We start from the raw sequence: 16,374 nt of genomic DNA, 5'->3' as shown, positions 1-16,374 counted from the left end.
GCGGGGTCTCGCCGAGCCCGCGCCGCACGCGCTCCGCACGGCGGTCCGCCGAGCGAACGCAGGACGGTGCGCGACCTCCGGCGGGGAAACCGCGCGGCGCTGCTGCGCACCCTGTACTTCACGGGGCCGACCAGCCGCCACGAGCTCAGCGGGCTCACCGGCCTGAGCGCCGCCTCGGTCAGCAACGTCACCGGCGACCTGATCGCCGAGAACGTGATCGTCGAGGCGGGCCTGGTGGAGTCCGACGGCGGGCGTCCCCGGGTGCTGCTGCGCGTCAACCCGGCGTTCGGGTACGTGATCGGGGTAGACGTCGGCGAGACCCACGTACACGTCGAGCAGTTCGACCTCGACATGAACGAGCTGGCCAAGGCCGAGTACACCCTGCGCCCCGGGCGGCACGACGTCGACCTGGTCGTGCGGCACATCCTCGACGGCGTCGACACCGTGCTCGCCGCGAGCGGCACCGACCCCGCCGAGGTGATGGGCGTCGGCATCGGCGTCCCCGGCATCGTCGAGAGCGGCCCCGAGGCGCTCATCCACGCCCAGACGTTCGGCTGGGACGCGGTCCCGCTCGGCGCGCTCCTGCGCGCGGGCACCCCCCTGCCCCTGTACGTGGACAACGGCGCCAAGACCATGGGCCAGGCCGAGCTGTGGTTCGGCTCCGGCCGGGGGGCGCGGCACGCCATCGTCGTGCTGATCGGCACGGGGGTCGGCGCCAGCATCATCACCGACGGGCTCACCTACCGGGGCGCCAACAGCAGCGCGGGCGAGTGGGGCCACACCAAGGTCGCGGTCGGCGGGCGTGCCTGCCGCTGCGGGGCGCGCGGATGCCTTGAGGCCTACATCGGGGCGGCGAGCATCCTCGAACGTGCCGGGCTGTCCGCCGAGATGGCCCGCGAGCAGGCCACGCTGGCCGAGCTGGTGAGGTCGGGCGACCCGGTCATCGACGAGACGATCGACTACCTCGGCGCGGGCCTGGCGAACCTCATCAACCTGTTCAACCCCGAGCGCATCGTCATCGGCGGCTGGGCCGGGCATCTCCTGGGCCGGCACGAGCTGACCAAGATCAAGAAGGCCGTCGCGGAGAACTCCCTCTCCCAGCCGTTCGAGACGGCCTCCATCGTGCTCGGGCGGCTCGGCCCCGACGCGGTGGCGCTCGGCGCGGCGACGCTGGTGGTGGACGAGTTCCTGCTCGGCAAGGCCTCCTCCCACCGCCGGCATCCGGCCGCCATCTAGGCCGTCTCAGTCGGAGACCGAGACGCGGGTGCGGTGATGGCGGGGCGTCTCCACCTCGTCGATCACGGCGACCGCGAGGTCCGCGTACGACAGGTGCGGGGACTCGGGCCACGGCGGCGTGTCCCCTCCGGTCCGGTAGCGGCCGGACCTCGGGCCGCCGGCGTCCAGCCCGGCGGGCGGGGTCAGCACGAGCCAGTCGACCGCCGCGCCGGAAGCGCGCAGCCTTTCCAGACCGGCGGTGTGCGCGAGGGCGAACGGCCGGAGCTCGGGGGGAAAGGCCGAGGGATCGTCCAGTATCAGGCCGCCCCGGCCGTCCTCCAGGTTCGCGAACAGGCCGATCACGACGAGGCGCGGCACTCCGGCCTCGGTCATGCCGTGGACCAGGGCGTCCGAGGCCTTGACGAAGAAGCCGTCGTCGAGGCCGGCGCGGGCCAGGGCCTCGGGCCCCGAGGCCGGGGACACGGCGCTGACCACGGCGTCGTGGCCGCGGACGATCGAGGACATCTCCCCCGCGTCCGTCACGTCGCCCCCCACGATGGACACCCCGTCAGCTTCCAGGTGACCGTATCGGCCCGGATCACGCACGACCGCGGTGACGTGGTGGCCCCGGTCGCGCGCCTCCGCGGTGATGGCCCGCCCGGCCCTGCCGCCCGCTCCGAAGATGACGATGCCGCCCATTTCTCGCTCCGTTCCGGCTGTGCGTCTCACTGCCGAGCCAGACGGTATCCACGAGATACTGGTTACCTCAACGATACTTCGCTAGCCTCGGGCGCATGGCACGGCGACTGGATCCCGAGATGTTCGACCCCGTGTGCCCTTCCGGAGCCATGCCGATCCAGATCGGCGACAAGTGGACCGCGATGGTCGTGCTCTGCCTGGAGGACGGCCCGCGCCGGTTCAGCGAGATCCGGGTGCCGCTGCGGCGCGTCACGCCGAAGGTCCTCACCCAGACCCTGCGGGCGATGGAGCGCGACGGCCTGGTCACCCGCACCGCCTACGCCGAGATCCCGCCCCGGGTCGAGTACGAGCTCACGGCCCTCGGCCGCAGCCTGCTGACGCTCATCGACGCCGCCCGCGCCTGGAGCAAGGACCATCTTCCCGCCCTGCTCGAAGCCCGCCACGCCCACGAGGCGTCGCTGTGACCGGCACGCTGCCCGGCATGGACGCCGGACCGCCCGGCATGGACGCCGGACTGCCCGGCATGGAGGCCGTGCCGTCGGGGCACAGGGTGGCGCCGCGCCGCGCCGCGGGCTACGAGATCGAGGACGAGCTGCGCGCCGCCGGAGCCGTGCTGATCGCCGGGGTCGACGAGGTCGGCCGCGGCGCCTGGGCCGGGCCGGTCGTGGTGTGCGCCGCCGTCACCGACCTGAGCCCGCCGCCCGAGCTGCCCGGACGGGGCGAGCGTCCCGTCCGGCTCACCGACTCCAAGCTGCTCGCGCGGGCGCACCGCGAGCGGTTCGCCGAGGTGCTGCCGGGCTGGCTGTCGTGTCACGCCATCGGCGAGGCGGGGCCCGGCGAGATCGACGAGGTGGGCATGACCGAGGCGCTGCGCCGCGCCACGCTGCGTGCGCTCGCGGCCCTGCCCCGGCGGCCCGACGTGGTGATCCTCGACGGCGGGCACGACTTCCTCGGCAGGCCGTGGCGGGTGCGGTGCGAGGTCAAGGCCGACCAGCGCTCGGTGACCGTGGCCGCGGCGTCGGTGCTGGCCAAGGTGCGTCGCGACGGGCTGATGGCGGCCCTGGCCCCGGCCCATCCGGCCTACGGGTTCGACGTCAGCGCCGGCTACCCATCCCCCGTCCACCAGCGGGCCCTGGCGGAGCACGGGCCGACGCCCCACCACAGACTGTCGTGGTCGTACCTCGATGATCTGCCCCAGTGGCGGCACCTCAGGAAGCGCCGCGACCCGCTCGCCGGGTCGGGCCAGCTCTCGCTGCTCTAGCCCGCCGCCGGGCCGTACGCCCCGGCACGCGGGGTCCTCCGCACACGGCACCTCGCCGGGCCCTCCGCACACGGCCCTTCGCCGGGTCACCCGCACGTGGCACCTCGCCGGGTCACCCGCACGCCTCACCGCGCGGGGATGGGCTGTCCCCGCGCACCGTCGAGCGGGAAGTCGGCGAGCAGGGTCGTGCCGCCGCCCTGGGGGCTGATGATCTCCAGCCTGCCCCCGAGCGCCTCGACGCGGTCCCTCAGCCCGATGAGCCCCGACCCGTGGCCGGGGTCGCTTCCCCCTATCCCGTCGTCGTGGACGCGGAGCTCGACCGCGATGTCCTTCATCTGAAGATCGACCTCCACCACCGACGCGTGCGCGTGCTTGGCGACATTCGTCAGCGCCTCGGACACGATGAAGTAGATGGCCACCTCGACATGCTCGGACAGGCGCCGGACATCGCGCATGCTGAGCTCGACCGGGACCCCGGAGCGGCGCGCGAGCGTCTTGACGGCGGGCTCCAGGCCTCCCACCGAAAGGATCGCCGGGTGCAGGCCGCGCGAGAGCTCCCGCAGGTTCTCGACGACGTCGTCGAGCCCTTCCCCGGCGTGCTCCAGGCGTTTCCTGAGCTCATGCGCGCCGGGCGGGACGCAGAGCACCGCCCGGCGCAGTTCGAGCCCGAGGGAGACCAGATGCTGCTGCGTCCCGTCGTGGAGATCGCGCTCGATGCGGCGGCGGGTGTCGTCGGTGGCGGCGACGACCCGGGCCCGGGAGGCCGCCAGCTCGGCCACGCTCTCGGCGTTGGCGATCGCGGTGGCGACGAGGTCGGTGAAGTCGCGCATGCGGGCCTCCGCGTCGCCGGGCTGCGGGACCACCGACATGGCGATCGTCGCCCCCCACAGCCGTCCCTGGACCACGATCGGGCAGCCGACCGCGCAGGCGAGATCATGGCCCCGCGCCCACTCGGACAGGCCGCCGACGGCGGACCCGTCGAGCGCGACCCGTCCCGGCCGCCCGGTGCGTGCCACCAGCTCGGCGACACCGCCCTTCCCGACCGGCCAGCGGGAGCCGAGACGCGGCGTGGGGTCGAGACCGCCGCCACCGTTCCAGAGCCCGACCAGGGCCATCGTGCCGTCGATCTCGAACCGGGTCACCGCGATGAGCTCGGCCCTGACGATGCGGCTCATCTCGCTCGCGACCGCCTGGAACAGCTCCTGCGGCGAGGTTCCCCGGGCCACGAGCGTCGCGACGCGCCGCAGCGCGGCCTGCCGTTCGGCGACCCGGCGGAGCTCGTCGTGAATGGCTTCCAGGGCGTTGCCGATGGCCTCGCGCTCGCGTGCCGCGCCCAGCAGCCCCTCCAGGGAGGGCACGATGCGCCTGTGCAGGCGGCGCAGGGTCCCCTGGGGCAGCCCGCTCGGGACGACGAGCGTGCCGAGGACGGTGGCGCCCTCGCGCAGCGGGAACACCGTGTGGTGCTCGTCGGCGGCGGCCATCCCGAACTCGATGGAGGCGGAGGGCAGGTCGAGTGCCTGCGCCAGCCGCCGGGAGGCCTCCGGGAGCGCCGAGCGCAGGTCACGGGCGCGCAGCAGGAAACGGGCCTGGTCGGCGGCGAGATCGGCCTCGTTGCGGCGTTCGCTGACCTCCGCGGCCGAGGACCGGGCCAGCCCGGTGATGGAGCTGGCCAGTAACGCGACCACGAGGAAGGTCGGAAGGATCACCAGCTCGATGCCGTCGTCGACGGGCCACAGGACGAAGTAGTGGAAGACGACCGCGCTGACCAGCGCGGTCGCCACGGCCAGGCCGAGGCCCCAGATGGTCGCGGTCACAAAGACGCCGATCAGGTAGATCATGCCCAGTGAGGTGACGGGCGCGACCTGCTTGATCAGATAGGAGAGGACCGTCTCGACCACCACGCACGAGACGCCGACCATGATGCCCAGCACGAGAGGCGGGCGCGTCGTGCGCAGCAGAGGCGACAGCATGCCTTCGCGCACGAGACCAGTTTACCCGTCGCCTGAAATGTGATCGACACGCGTCTGTGCTGGTCAATGCGTGTTCAAGGCGATTTCTTGCCGTTACGCCGGGGTGGCCGCGCACCACCTGGACGTACGCTTGGCGGAGATGACGCGGTGTGACGAGGCGATTCCGGGACTACGGGACCATGGACGGACGGGGTACGCGCATAGCTCTGGCGGAGGACGACGTCCTGCTTCGCGAGGGCATCGCGAGCCTGCTCGAAGGGGCGGGATACGACGTCGTGTGCCAGGCAGGCGACGCCGCGGAGCTGCTGGAGTCGACCCGCGAGCACCGGCCCGACATCGTGATCATCGACATCCGGATGCCCCCGACATGTACCACGGAGGGACTCGAAGCGGCGCGCGAGATCAGGGAGCGGTTCCCCGAGGCGGGTATCCTCCTGCTGTCGGCGCACATCGAGGTCGAGGACGCGATGGGGCTGCTCTCCACCGGTCACCGGGTCGGCTACCTGCTCAAGAACCGTGTGACCAGCGTGAGCGACTTCGTCGAGACGATCGAGCGCGTCAAGGCCGGTGACTCGGTCGTCGATCCAGCCCTGGTGCGGGAGCTCTTCGCGGCGCGCCGCAGGGAGGACCCTCTGGAGCTCCTCACCCCGCGCGAGCGCGAGGTGCTCGCCCTGATGGCGGAGGGACGTTCGAACGCCGGCATCGCCCACCAGCTCTGGATCACCGAGGGCACCGTCGAGAAGCACGTCCGCAGCATCCTGTCGAGAATGCGGCTGCCGGAGACCGAGGACGACCACCGGCGGGTCCTCGCCGTGATCACCTTTCTCGAATCGCGCTGATCACCGTGCCGGCATCACCCCGCCTGCGGTGATCACCCTTCTCGCGGCGCGCTAGCCGCGCCCCTCGCCCACCGCCCGGAGGACGCTCCGGATGGCGCTTCCCGACAGGCCGGACTTCGGCAGGAACGCGACGGCGGCGCTCGTGGCGATCATCTCGGAGAAGTCGTTCTCCGCGTACGTCGAGATCAGGATGACCGCCGGACGCGTCTCGCGGGCCGACTCCAGGAGCCGCCGCACGAGCTCGAACCCGCACTCCTCGCCGAGACCGATGTCGACGAGGGTGACGTCCGGCCTGAGCTCGTGGAAGCGGCGCAGCGCCTCGGCGACCGTGGACGCCACGCCGACGACGCTTATCTCCTCACGTTCGAGCAGGTCGCGAGCGGCCACGAGGAACTGGGCGTTGTCGTCGACGATCAAGCATTGCACTGACACATCTCAAGGATTCCAGCGAGGGCCGCTCCAGGGCATTGCTGCTGGCTGCCATATGAGCACCCCGGTGGCGTGAAGGCGGGCTGGGGGCTGGCCACGATGACGCGGACCCGCGGGAGCGGCATCGTGGGAACCGGACGCGGGGCCGCCCGCCAGACGGGACAGGCCGCGGGTCACTCACATCTCCTCGGTGACGTCTTCCCGACCAGCGAGGACGGAAGGCGGAATAATGGGTCAGCACGGGGTTCCCGATCGATTCATGGAGACGCCTGACGGGCGCCGTGGAGACATCACCTACGGCGAGAGCCGGCTGGAACGACTGCTCGACCAGCAACGGCAGTTCATCACGGACGCCTCGCACGAGTTGTGCACCCCCGTGGCCGGGCTTCGGGCCCAGCTTGAGGAGGCCCAGCTGCACCCGGACGAGACCGACCTGATCGGCCTGCTCGACCGCGCGCTCGGCGACGTCAACCGCCTGCAGCAGATCGTCACCGACCTCCTCCTGCTCGCCCGGCTGAAGGCGGGCGTGCCCGTGGATCGGGAGCCGGTGGACCTGGGGGAGCTGGTCCAGGCGCAGCTGCACCCGAACAGGTTCCCCCGCACGGTGCGCCTGCGGCTCGACCCCCGGGTGACCGTCGACGCCGTACGCGCCCAGATCGCCCGGCTGATCGCCGGCCTGATGGACAACGCCCAGCGGTACGCCACGAGCACGGTGCAGATCCAGGTGCGCCTCGACGGCGGGGCGGCGGAGCTGACGGTGGCCGACGACGGCGACGGCATCCCGGAGGCCGACCGGGAGCGCATCTTCGAACCGTTCACCCGGCTGGACACCGCCCGCAGCCGTGACCGCGGCGGAGCCGGCCTCGGCCTGACGATCGCCAGGGACATCGCCTGGTCCCACGGCGGGACCCTCACCGTGGAGGAGTCCTCCGCGGGCGGCGCGCGCTTCGTCCTGCGGATCCCGCATGCCCAAGACGGACCCTCGAAAGGCCCGGACGCCGCCTCGCCCGCCGCCTCCGCGTGACTTCCGCGGCGGCCGGCGGGCCCGGCGCCTCCGTCTGACGTCCGCGGCGCCGCGCCCTTCGCGTGGACGTACCGGCGTCGGCGCGGGGGGCGCTTTCATGCCCGCCACCCCGCCCCTTCACTTTCATGCCCGCCACCCCTCCTATTCAGGGGAAATGACGGGGGCGGGAATTCCGGGCCTCACGAAACCCATCGCCTCTGGGCGTTCTATCCTAATTTCTGAGAATATTTCAGGAAATTTCTGCAAACTCTTGCATGGCGTCATGCAAATGAGTAACTTCCGGGCAACACACCAGAAACATCGCGAAAGACCGCCGAGCCGGGTGCGCCAACACCCGGCCCGGCCAGCGGGATCCCGTCCACACGAGTCCGGAGACCCACCACATGAGATCCTACAAACCCCTGTTCGCGGCGGCGTTATGCCTGGCCACGGCCGCTGTGGTCCCCATCGGCTCCGCGAGGGCCGCAAGCGGCGCCACCGTCTTCTACAAGACCGGCTGGACCTCCATCAACATCCACTATGGCATCGGCGGCACCTGGACCACCGTCCCGGGGGTGGCCATGGACGCCGCCTGCGCCGGATGGGTGAAGAGGACCGTCGACCTCGGCGGCGCCGGGACGTTCCAGGCGACGTTCAACAACGGCTCGGGCACCTGGGACAACAACAACGGCGCCGACTTCGCCATCGGGCTCGGCCGTACCACCGTCAAGGACGGCGTGGTCCGCTCGAACGCCCCCGAGCCGTGCGTGCCCGAGCCGCCCGACACGACCCCGCCATCGGTGCCGGAAGGGCTCAAGGTCACGGCCTCGGGGACCACCGCCACGCTGACCTGGACCGCCTCCACCGACAACGTGGGCGTGGCCGGGTACGAGATCAGCCGGGCCAAGGGCACCGGCACGCCCGTGGTGCTCCCGGCGGGCGGCACCTCCTACAACGACGCCCGCCTCGACGCGCAGACCACCTACACCTACAAGGTCAGGGCGCTCGACGCGGCGGGCAACGCCTCCGCGTACGGTGCCTCGGCCTCGGTGAGGACGGGCGACGCTCCCCCGCCGCCGACCCAGGGCTCGCCGCTGGGCGGCGACCCGCGTGAGGACTCGATCTACTTCGTCATGACCGCGCGGTTCGACGACGGCGACTCCTCCAACAACCGCGGCGGCAGCCAGAACATCAGGTCGGGGAACGCGGCGAACAACGACCCCATGTTCCGCGGCGACTTCAAGGGCCTGATCGACAAGCTCGACCACGTCAAGGGACTGGGCTTCTCCGCGATCTGAATCACCCCGGTGGTGCTCAACCGGTCCGACTACGACTTCCACGGCTACCACGGATGGGACTTCTACCGGGTCGACACCCGGCTGGAGACGCCCGGCGCCACCTACCAGGACCTGATCAACAAGGCGCATGCCAAGGGAATCAAGATCTTCCAGGACGTCGTGTACAACCACAGCTCCCGCTGGGGCGCCAAGGGACTGTTCACCCCCACGGTGTACGGCAGGCGCGACGACCAGTGGCGGTGGATGTACAGCAAGCAGGAGGCGGGCCGGGAGTACGACCCCATGGTGAAGAGCCAGGGCGAGGACCCCGAGCTGACCCCCGCGCAGAAGGAGATGGCCAAGGGCCGGCCGTACAACGGCGACCTGTGGTCCACGGCCGAGCCCGCGGGCGGCACCTGCCGGGACTGGGGCAAGCCCACCCAGTACGTCAGCCCCGAGGGCTTCACCATCTACAACTGCCAGTGGCCCAGCCCCACCTCGGGCATGTTCCCGGCGAAGTACTATCACACCTGCTGGATCGGCAACTGGGAGGGCGCGGACTCCAAGAGCTGCTGGCTGCACGAGGACCTGGCCGACTTCAACACCGAGGACGCCGACGTCCAGAACTACCTGATCGACGCCTACAACCGCTTCATCGACATGGGGGTCGACGGCTTCCGCGTCGACACCGCCGTGCACATCTCGCGCCTGATGTGGAACCGCCGCTTCCTGCCCGCGCTCCAGAAGCACGCCGTGGAGAATCACGGCGAGAAGGGCAGGGACTTCTACGTCTTCGGCGAGGTCGCGGCGTTCGTCAACGACAAGTGGAACCACGGCTCGGTCAACCACTCGCCGCAGTTCTACACCTGGAAGGAGCGCAGGGAGTTCGACCCCGACGACGCCAAGGCCGTGGTCGAGCAGTACGACTACGAGAACCTGATGGGACCGGCGGGCCAGCCGACCAGCGACAACGCGTTCCTCAAGGGCAACGTCTACCACGCCCCCGACCACTCGAAGTTCTCCGGCATGAACGTCATCGACATGCGGATGCACCAGAACTTCGGCGACGCGGGCAACGCCTTCCGCAACGGGAAGGACTCCGACGACAGCTACAACGACGCGACGTACAACACCGTCTACGTCGACTCGCACGACTTCGGCCCCAACAAGTCCAACGTCCGCTACACCGGCGGCACCGACGCCTGGGCCGAGAACATGAGCCTGATGTGGACCTTCCGCGGCATCCCGACCCTGTACTACGGCTCGGAGATCGAGTTCCAGAAGGGCAAGCCGATCGACTGCGGCCCCACCTGCCCGCTGGCGACGACCGGCCGCGCGTACTACGGCGACAAGATCGCGGGTACGGTCACCGCGAGCGACTTCGGCGTGGTCTCTTCGGCCACCGGCGCCGTCGCGGAGACGCTGAACCAGCCGCTGGTCAAGCACCTGCAGCGGCTCAACCAGATCCGCAGGGCGATCCCGGCGCTCCAGAAGGGCCAGTACTCCACCGAGGGCGTCAGCGGGGGCATGGCCTACAAACGGCGCTTCACCAGCGGGAGCGTCGACAGCTTCGTGCTCGTCACGGTCTCCGAGGGCGCGACCTTCACCGGCGTCCCCAACGGCACCTACACCGACGCGGTCACCGGTGAGGTCAGGACCGTCACCGACGGGACGCTGGCGATCGCCCTGAGCGGCAAGGGCAACATGCGTGCCTACGTCCTCACCCTGCCCGGCAACCCCGCCCCCGGCAAGATCGGCGTCGCGGGCCCGTACCTGAAGTAGCGAATCCGAGCGAACGTATCCGAAATAGCACTCCGAGCGGAAAGGACCCCGGAACGGCGGGGGCGCGCACGCGCCCCCGCCGTTCCGGGGTCTCACCTGGCCGTGAACAGATCTGTGCGGGGGTCTTGACGCCGCCGATATGGGAGCCGTACCTTCACAGCTAAATTTACTCCCAAAGAAAGCACCCCCCACCGATGGCCGTTCATCGTTACAGCACGGACCGCGGTGACCTGACGCGCACCGCGATCCTCGCCCTGTTAGGCACCGTCGGCCCCCTCAGCAGGACCGAGATCGCGCGCCGGCTGACCCTCAGCCCGGCCACGGTCACCCAGCTCACCCGCGAGCTCATGGGCCACGGCATGCTGGTGGAGCTTGAGCTGGAGCGCTCCAAGGGCGGCCGTCCCGCGCAGAAGCTCGGCCTGGTCGGCAGCGCCGGCCGCGCCCTGGGCGTCAAGGTGATGACCGACCACATCGTGATCGTCGACGTGCGGCTCGACGGCGAGGTGCTCGGCTCGTGGGAGCGGCCGATCGACACGGCCGCCCCGACCGCCCTGGACGATCTCGCGGACTCCGTCGCGGCCGCCGTCGCGCGCACGGCCACCGAGCCGGGCCCGCCGCTCCTCGGCATCGGCGTCGGCGTGCCCGGCAGCGTCGAGGACCAGGCCGTGGGCACGGTCGACGCGCCCACGCTCGGCTGGCGGGCGGTGCCCGTGGGACAGCGGCTGCGACGCCGCCTCGACCTGCCCGTCCTGGTCGAGAACGACGTGAACGCCCTCGCCGCCGCCGAGAGGCTGTACGGCAGGGGACGTACGCACGGGGACTTCCTGGTCGTCACGATCGGCCGGGGCGTCGGTGCCGCCATCGTCACCGACGGGCGCGTCTACCGGGGCGCGAGGGGCGGCGCGGGCGAGTTCGGCCACGTGCCGGTCGACGCCGCGGGCCCGGTCTGCGGGTGCGGTACGACGGGGTGCCTGGAGGCGCTGGTGGGCGCGTCGGGGCTGCTCGCCTCTGCCCGCGCGCGCGGCCTCACCGTCACGACCGTGGACGAGCTGGGACGCGCCGCCTCGACGGGCGAGGAGGCCGCGCGGGAGGTGTTCGCCGAGGCCGGCGCGATATTCGGCAGGGCCGCCGCGGGCCTGATCAACGTGGTGGACCCCGAGGTCGTCGTGATGCTCGGCGAGGGCACGGCCGACTGGCCGTTCTGGAACGCCGGCTTCGAGCGGGCGATCCGCGCGCATCTGCTTCCCGGGCGGCGTGACATCGCGGTCGAGGTGGAGGGATGGGACGACACGAGCTGGGCGCAGGGAGCGGCGGCGCTGGTGCTCGCCACGCCGTTCGACGCGGCGGGGGCGGCGGGCGAACAGGGCAGGCTCGTCCGCGCCCGCCTGATCGGGGCGACCCCATGACCATGACCGCCGCCCGGCCCGAGGCGCCCGTCGCTCCCGCCCGCCGCGCGCCGAGGCGGCGCCTGCGCTACGCGGGCACCGTCGCGCTGTTCCTGCTGCCGAGCGCGATCCCGCTCACGCTGTTCACGCTCGCGCCGATGGCCGCCTCGTTCTGGACGAGCCTTCACGAGTGGGACCTGATCACGCCGATGAAGTGGGTGGGGTTCGGCAACTACGCCGACCTGCTCGGCGACGAGGGCACCCGCGCGGCGTTCCTGCACACGCTGGCCTTCATCGCCGGCTACCTCCCGCTGGTGTACGCCGGCGGCCTCGGGCTCGCGTTGCTGCTGAACCGGGCGATGGCGGGCCGCGACCTGTTCCGCGCGATCTACTTCCTGCCCGTCATCACGAGCTGGGTCGTCGTCGCGCTGCTGTGGAAGTGGCTGCTGAACCCCTCAGGGGGCATCGTGAACTGGGCGCTCGGGCTGCTCGGCGTCCACGGCCCCGGCTGGTGGACCGACCCGGCGTGGGCGATGCCGTCGATCATCCTCGCCTCGGCGTGGAAGGACCTCGGCTTCGTGATGATCATCCTGCTGGCCGGGCTGCAGGCGATCCCGAAGGAGTACCTCGACGCCGCGAGCGTCGACGGCGCGACGGGCCTTTCTCGGTTCCGCCACATCACCCTCCCCCTGCTCTCCCCCTCGACGTTCTTCGTCGTCGTGATCTCGCTGATCAACGGCTTCCAGGTGTTCGACCAGGTACACGTCATGACCAAGGGCGGGCCGGGCGGGGCCACGCAGGTCGTGGTCGAGCAGGTCTACGACCTCACCTTCAGGTACGGCAGGGCGGGCGCCGCCTCGGCGCTGTCGTGGCTGCTGTTCGCCGTCGTCCTGCTGGTGACCCAGCTCCAGGTCCGCGCGCAGAGGCGGTGGGTCCACTATGGCTAGGTACCTGAGGTACCTGGTGGTGGTCGCCGGGGCGCTGGTCATGCTGTTCCCGTTCGCGTGGGCCGTCGTCACCTCGTTCACCCCCGACGGTGCCCTGCTCAGCACGCCGCCGGACTTCACCCCCGACAACGCGGGGCTGGACGCCTACCGCCGGCTGCTGGAGACGCTGCCGTTCTGGCGGATCCTGCTCAACAGCGCCTGGATCGGGGCGGCCTCGACCCTGCTCCAGCTCGTCACCAGCGCGATGGCCGCGTACGCCTTCGCCCGGCTGCCCTTCCCCGGCCGGGGCGCGCTGTTCGCGGTCTACCTGGCCACGCTGATGGTGCCGCTGCAGGTGCTGGTCGTGCCGCTGTTCATCGAGATGCGCTCCTTCAACCTCGTCGACACCTACTTCGCGATCCTGGCCCCGAGCATCGCCTCGGCGTTCGGCGTCTTCCTGCTGCGGCAGGCCATCGCCCAGGTGCCGAGGGAGTTCGACGAGGCGGCGGTGCTCGACGGTGCCGGGCACCTGCGCATCTTCGTCCACGTGGTGCTGCCGCTGATCAGGCCGGCGCTCGCGACCTTCACGGTCTTCGGGTTCATGGCCAGCTGGAACAGCTACCTCTGGCCACTGGTGATCATCAGGTCGCCGGAGTTCATGACGATCCCCCTCGGCCTGGCCTCGCTGCACGGCCGGTTCACCACCGAGTGGAACGTCGTCATGGCCGGTTCGGTGATCAGCGTGGTCCCGATCCTCGTCCTCTACGTCTTCGCCCAGAAGCACGTCATCGCCAGCGTCGCCCAGTCAGGCCTCAAGTAAGACAAGCAAGACCCCCCAGGAGAACCACATGTCCAAAATCATGAAGGCCGCGGCCACGGCCCTGGTCGCCGGCCTGCTCGCCACGGCCTGCGCGCAGGGCTCGGCCACCAAGAGCGCCGAGAGCACACCGGGCGGCAAGGTGACGGTGCGCTACTTCACCTTCTCCGCCGCGCCCGACCACGTCAAAGACCTCGACACGATCGTCGCGGCCTTCGAGAAGGAGCACCCCGACGTGGACGTGGTGGTGGAGACCGCCCCCTACGACGAGTACTTCACCAAGCTCCAGACCAGCATCGCCGGGGGCACCGCGCCCGACGCGTTCGAGCTGAACTACGAGAACTTCGTGACCTACGCCGCCGCGGGCTCGCTGCTCGACCTCGGGACGGTCTCCGGCGACGGCGACGACTCGGTGTACGCGCCGGAGTCGCTGGCCGCGTTCAGGCACGACGGCAAGCAGTACGCCCTGCCCGCGTCCTTCTCCACGGTCGTCCTGATCTACAACAAGGACCTGTTCAAGAAGGCCGGGGTGGCCGAGCCGACGGCCGAGTGGACCTGGTCCGACGAGCAGGCCGCCGCCCAGAAGCTCACCGACAAGGGCAAGAAGGTGTACGGCGACTTCCAGCCGGTGCAGTTCTTCGAGTTCTACAAGACGCTCAAGCAGGCGGGCGGCGAGTTCCTGTCGGCGGACGGCACCAAGGCCACGTTCGACAGCCCAGCGGGCGAGAAGGCGGCCACCTGGCTGGTGGACAAGGTCGGCAAGACCATGCCGACCGAGGCCGAGATCGGCGGCACCGCGGACTACGACACCAACCTGTTCAAGTCGGGCAAGCTCGCGATGTGGCACAACGGCATCTGGCAGTTCGCCGGGCTCAAGGACGTGCCGTTCGGCTGGGACGTGGTCGTCGAGCCCGGCGACGCCACCAAGGCCAGCGCCGTGTTCCACAACGCGGTCGCCGCCTCGGCGACGACCAAGCATGGCAAGGAGGCCTGGGCCTTCGCCCGCTTCCTCAGCTCGTCCGGCGTCGCGGCCACCACCAGGATCGCCTCCTCGTGGGAGCTGCCGCCCGTCTCGGACCAGGCGGTGCTCGCCGGGTACCTCAAGGACCCGGTGCCGGCCAACCGGCAGGCCGTGTTCGACTCCCTCAAGTCGATCGCCCTGCCGCCCGTCATCAAGCGCCAGCAGGAGATGCAGGACGCGGTGACCAAGGAGCTGAGCAACGCCGCCGCCGGACGCGAGAGCGTCAAGGACGCCCTCGCCGCCGCCGCCGCGAAGGTCGACGAGCTGCTCCGTTAGGCGCCCGCCCGTACCCCACCAAGCAGGAGATCTGACCCAGTGAGTGCAGGACGCGACGTGACCCGGGCCGGGCTGTCCCAGCTCGTCTCGCGCAGCATCGATGTGATCGACACGCATCAGTCGCCCTCGGGGGCCTACCCGGCGTGTCCCGGTTTCTCCGCCTACAGCGGCTACTCGTGGCTGCGTGACGGCGCTTTCATCGCGGAGGGGATGAGCCGCAACGACCAGGCCGACGGGCCGACCAGGTTCCACGCGTGGAGTGCCCGGGTGGTCGGCGCCCGGGCCGGGCAGGTGGCCTCGCTGGTCGAGCGGGCCGGGTGCGGCGAGGCCGTGAGCGCGGCCGAGATGCTCCCGACCCGGTTCACGCTGGACGGCGAGGACGGCACCGACGAGTGGTGGGACCACCAGCTCGACGGCTACGGCGCCTGGATGTGGGCGCTCGCCCGGCACGTCGAGCGGCACGGCGCCGAGGTTCCCGGCGCCGACCGGGCGGTGCGGGTCGCGACGCGCTACCTCACCGCGTTCTGGGACCGGCCCTGCTACGACTGGTGGGAGGAGCACGTCGAGCACCGGCACGTGTCGACGCTCGGCGCGATCCACGCGGGGCTGCGGGCCGCGATCTCCCTTGAGGCGCTCGACGGCGCCTTGGCCGAGGCCGCCGCCGAGGCGGTCGAGGGCATCGCCGCGCTGGTGGCGGCCGAGGGCGTCGCGCGCGCCGAGGACACCACCGGCGACGCCGGGAGGCCCGAGAGCACCACCCGGGGCCACCTGACCAAGTGGCTCGGCACGGACGCGGTGGACGCGAGCCTGCTCGCCTGCGTCCACCCGTTCGGGCTGTACGCGCCGGGCCATCCGGTGGCGGCGGCCACGGTCGCCGAGGTCGAGCGGCGGCTCGCCCGGGAGGGCGGCGTCCACCGCTACCTCGGCGACACCTTCTACGGCGGCGGCCGGTGGATCCTGCTCTCGGGCTTCCTCGGCCTGAACCACGCGCGCGCGGGCCGCCCCTCGGAGGCCATGCGCTACCTCGAATGGATGGCCGCGCAGGCGAACGCCGAGGGCGAGCTGCCCGAGCAGGTCTCCACCCTCCTGCTCGCCCCCGTGCGCCGGCAGGAGTGGGTCGAGCGCTGGGGCCCGGTCGCCACCCCGCTGCTCTGGTCACACGGGATGTACCTCATGCTCGCCGGCGAACTGGGAGTGACGCCATGATCCGCCATCGCCCGACGGGGTCGGGACACCCCTACGCCACCACGGAGGACCAGCGGGTCCCGGCGTTCCCCGTCGACGGGGACCCGCTGGAGCTGCGGGTCAGGGCGGCTCCCTCGGTACGGTCGGTGGTGTGCGAGTGGACCGTCGACGGCGGCCCGCCCGTCGTGCTCGACCTGGCCCCGGTGCGCGCATCGGACGGCCCGGGGGTCGTTCAGCAGCCCGCCGGCCAGGCCCACCAGGCCGATGTACAGCATGGTGTACGGGCGCC

At 71.2% G+C, this 16,374-nt stretch carries 16 protein-coding genes; 13 read left to right on the top strand and 3 right to left on the bottom strand.

The features are described 5' to 3' along the window. Nucleotides 1-66 precede the first annotated feature (66 nt). Nucleotides 67-1,236 carry an ROK family protein gene (locus AB0B89_RS27535; RefSeq protein WP_358558629.1) on the top strand — a complete coding sequence of 390 codons (1,170 nt, stop codon included), beginning with the start codon at nucleotides 67-69 and terminating at the stop codon, nucleotides 1,234-1,236. A 6-nt stretch (nucleotides 1,237-1,242) separates the two neighbouring features. Here AB0B89_RS27535 and AB0B89_RS27530 read toward each other — a convergent pair whose 3' ends face one another. Then, nucleotides 1,243-1,914 (bottom strand): NAD(P)H-binding protein, encoded by a 672-nt coding sequence (locus tag AB0B89_RS27530; RefSeq protein WP_358558626.1) that lies wholly within the window; start codon nucleotides 1,912-1,914, stop codon nucleotides 1,243-1,245. Nucleotides 1,915-2,009: 95 nt separating this feature from the next. On the opposite strand from AB0B89_RS27530, the gene AB0B89_RS27525 reads away from it, so the two are divergent. Together AB0B89_RS27525 and AB0B89_RS27520 are read left to right on the top strand one after the other, a co-directional pair. Next, nucleotides 2,010-2,378, top strand: coding sequence for a helix-turn-helix domain-containing protein (locus tag AB0B89_RS27525; RefSeq protein WP_358558624.1), 369 nt, complete (start codon nucleotides 2,010-2,012; stop codon nucleotides 2,376-2,378). A gap of 59 nt (nucleotides 2,379-2,437) precedes the next feature. Then, on the top strand, nucleotides 2,438-3,175 hold the full coding sequence (locus tag AB0B89_RS27520; protein WP_358558627.1) for a ribonuclease HII: 738 nt from the start codon (nucleotides 2,438-2,440) through the stop codon (nucleotides 3,173-3,175). A 125-nt stretch (nucleotides 3,176-3,300) separates the two neighbouring features. Here the strand turns inward: AB0B89_RS27520 and AB0B89_RS27515 are convergent, their stop codons facing one another. Continuing rightward, nucleotides 3,301-5,157 (bottom strand): DUF4118 domain-containing protein, encoded by a 1,857-nt coding sequence (locus AB0B89_RS27515; protein ID WP_358558622.1) that lies wholly within the window; start codon nucleotides 5,155-5,157, stop codon nucleotides 3,301-3,303. Between the two features lie 137 nt (nucleotides 5,158-5,294). Between AB0B89_RS27515 and AB0B89_RS27510 the strand changes: the two genes are divergently transcribed. Continuing rightward, on the top strand, nucleotides 5,295-5,984 hold the full coding sequence (locus AB0B89_RS27510; protein WP_358558620.1) for a response regulator transcription factor: 690 nt from the start codon (nucleotides 5,295-5,297) through the stop codon (nucleotides 5,982-5,984). Between the two features lie 51 nt (nucleotides 5,985-6,035). Here AB0B89_RS27510 and AB0B89_RS27505 read toward each other — a convergent pair whose 3' ends face one another. After that, entirely contained in the window at nucleotides 6,036-6,416 is a 381-nt protein-coding gene (locus tag AB0B89_RS27505; RefSeq protein WP_358558618.1) for a response regulator transcription factor, read from the bottom strand. A gap of 256 nt (nucleotides 6,417-6,672) precedes the next feature. Between AB0B89_RS27505 and AB0B89_RS27500 the strand changes: the two genes are divergently transcribed. The 9 genes from AB0B89_RS27500 to AB0B89_RS27460 all read left to right on the top strand — a co-directional run. Then, nucleotides 6,673-7,437: an ATP-binding protein gene (locus tag AB0B89_RS27500; RefSeq protein WP_358558616.1), complete on the top strand. Its 765-nt coding sequence runs from the start codon at nucleotides 6,673-6,675 to the stop codon at nucleotides 7,435-7,437. 383 nt (nucleotides 7,438-7,820) lie between these two features. Beyond that, nucleotides 7,821-8,714 carry a carbohydrate binding domain-containing protein gene (locus tag AB0B89_RS27495; RefSeq protein ID WP_358558615.1) on the top strand — a complete coding sequence of 298 codons (894 nt, stop codon included), beginning with the start codon at nucleotides 7,821-7,823 and terminating at the stop codon, nucleotides 8,712-8,714. Nucleotides 8,715-8,723: 9 nt separating this feature from the next. Next, complete coding sequence (locus AB0B89_RS27490) at nucleotides 8,724-10,475, top strand: alpha-amylase family glycosyl hydrolase (RefSeq protein ID WP_358558613.1); 1,752 nt, start codon at nucleotides 8,724-8,726, stop codon at nucleotides 10,473-10,475. 194 nt (nucleotides 10,476-10,669) lie between these two features. Beyond that, nucleotides 10,670-11,881 carry an ROK family transcriptional regulator gene (locus tag AB0B89_RS27485; protein WP_358558611.1) on the top strand — a complete coding sequence of 404 codons (1,212 nt, stop codon included), beginning with the start codon at nucleotides 10,670-10,672 and terminating at the stop codon, nucleotides 11,879-11,881. Next, the gene (locus AB0B89_RS27480; protein ID WP_358558609.1) at nucleotides 11,878-12,807 is read left to right on the top strand and encodes a sugar ABC transporter permease; all 930 of its coding nucleotides are present in this window, start codon (nucleotides 11,878-11,880) and stop codon (nucleotides 12,805-12,807) included. The genes AB0B89_RS27485 and AB0B89_RS27480 overlap by 4 nt, the downstream gene beginning before the upstream one ends. Further along, nucleotides 12,800-13,606, top strand: a complete 807-nt coding sequence (locus tag AB0B89_RS27475; protein ID WP_358558607.1) for a carbohydrate ABC transporter permease — start codon at nucleotides 12,800-12,802, stop codon at nucleotides 13,604-13,606. The genes AB0B89_RS27480 and AB0B89_RS27475 overlap by 8 nt, the downstream gene beginning before the upstream one ends. Nucleotides 13,607-13,634: 28 nt before the next feature. Continuing rightward, a complete protein-coding gene (locus AB0B89_RS27470; RefSeq protein WP_358558605.1) occupies nucleotides 13,635-14,900 on the top strand; it encodes a sugar ABC transporter substrate-binding protein in 1,266 nt (421 codons plus the stop codon). A gap of 39 nt (nucleotides 14,901-14,939) precedes the next feature. Next, nucleotides 14,940-16,106, top strand: a complete 1,167-nt coding sequence (locus AB0B89_RS27465; protein WP_358558603.1) for a glycoside hydrolase family 15 protein — start codon at nucleotides 14,940-14,942, stop codon at nucleotides 16,104-16,106. Then, nucleotides 16,103-16,374, top strand: a 272-nt coding sequence (locus AB0B89_RS27460) for a hypothetical protein (RefSeq protein WP_358558601.1), incomplete at its 3' end; no start/stop codon positions are given. The genes AB0B89_RS27465 and AB0B89_RS27460, both read left to right, overlap by 4 nt.

The organism is Sphaerisporangium sp. NPDC049002, from assembly GCF_040649355.1.
Classification (GTDB): Bacteria; Actinomycetota; Actinomycetes; order Streptosporangiales; family Streptosporangiaceae; genus Sphaerisporangium.
The sequence above is the reverse complement of the archived record's forward strand: the minus strand, read 5'-3'. Positions and strand labels throughout refer to the sequence as shown.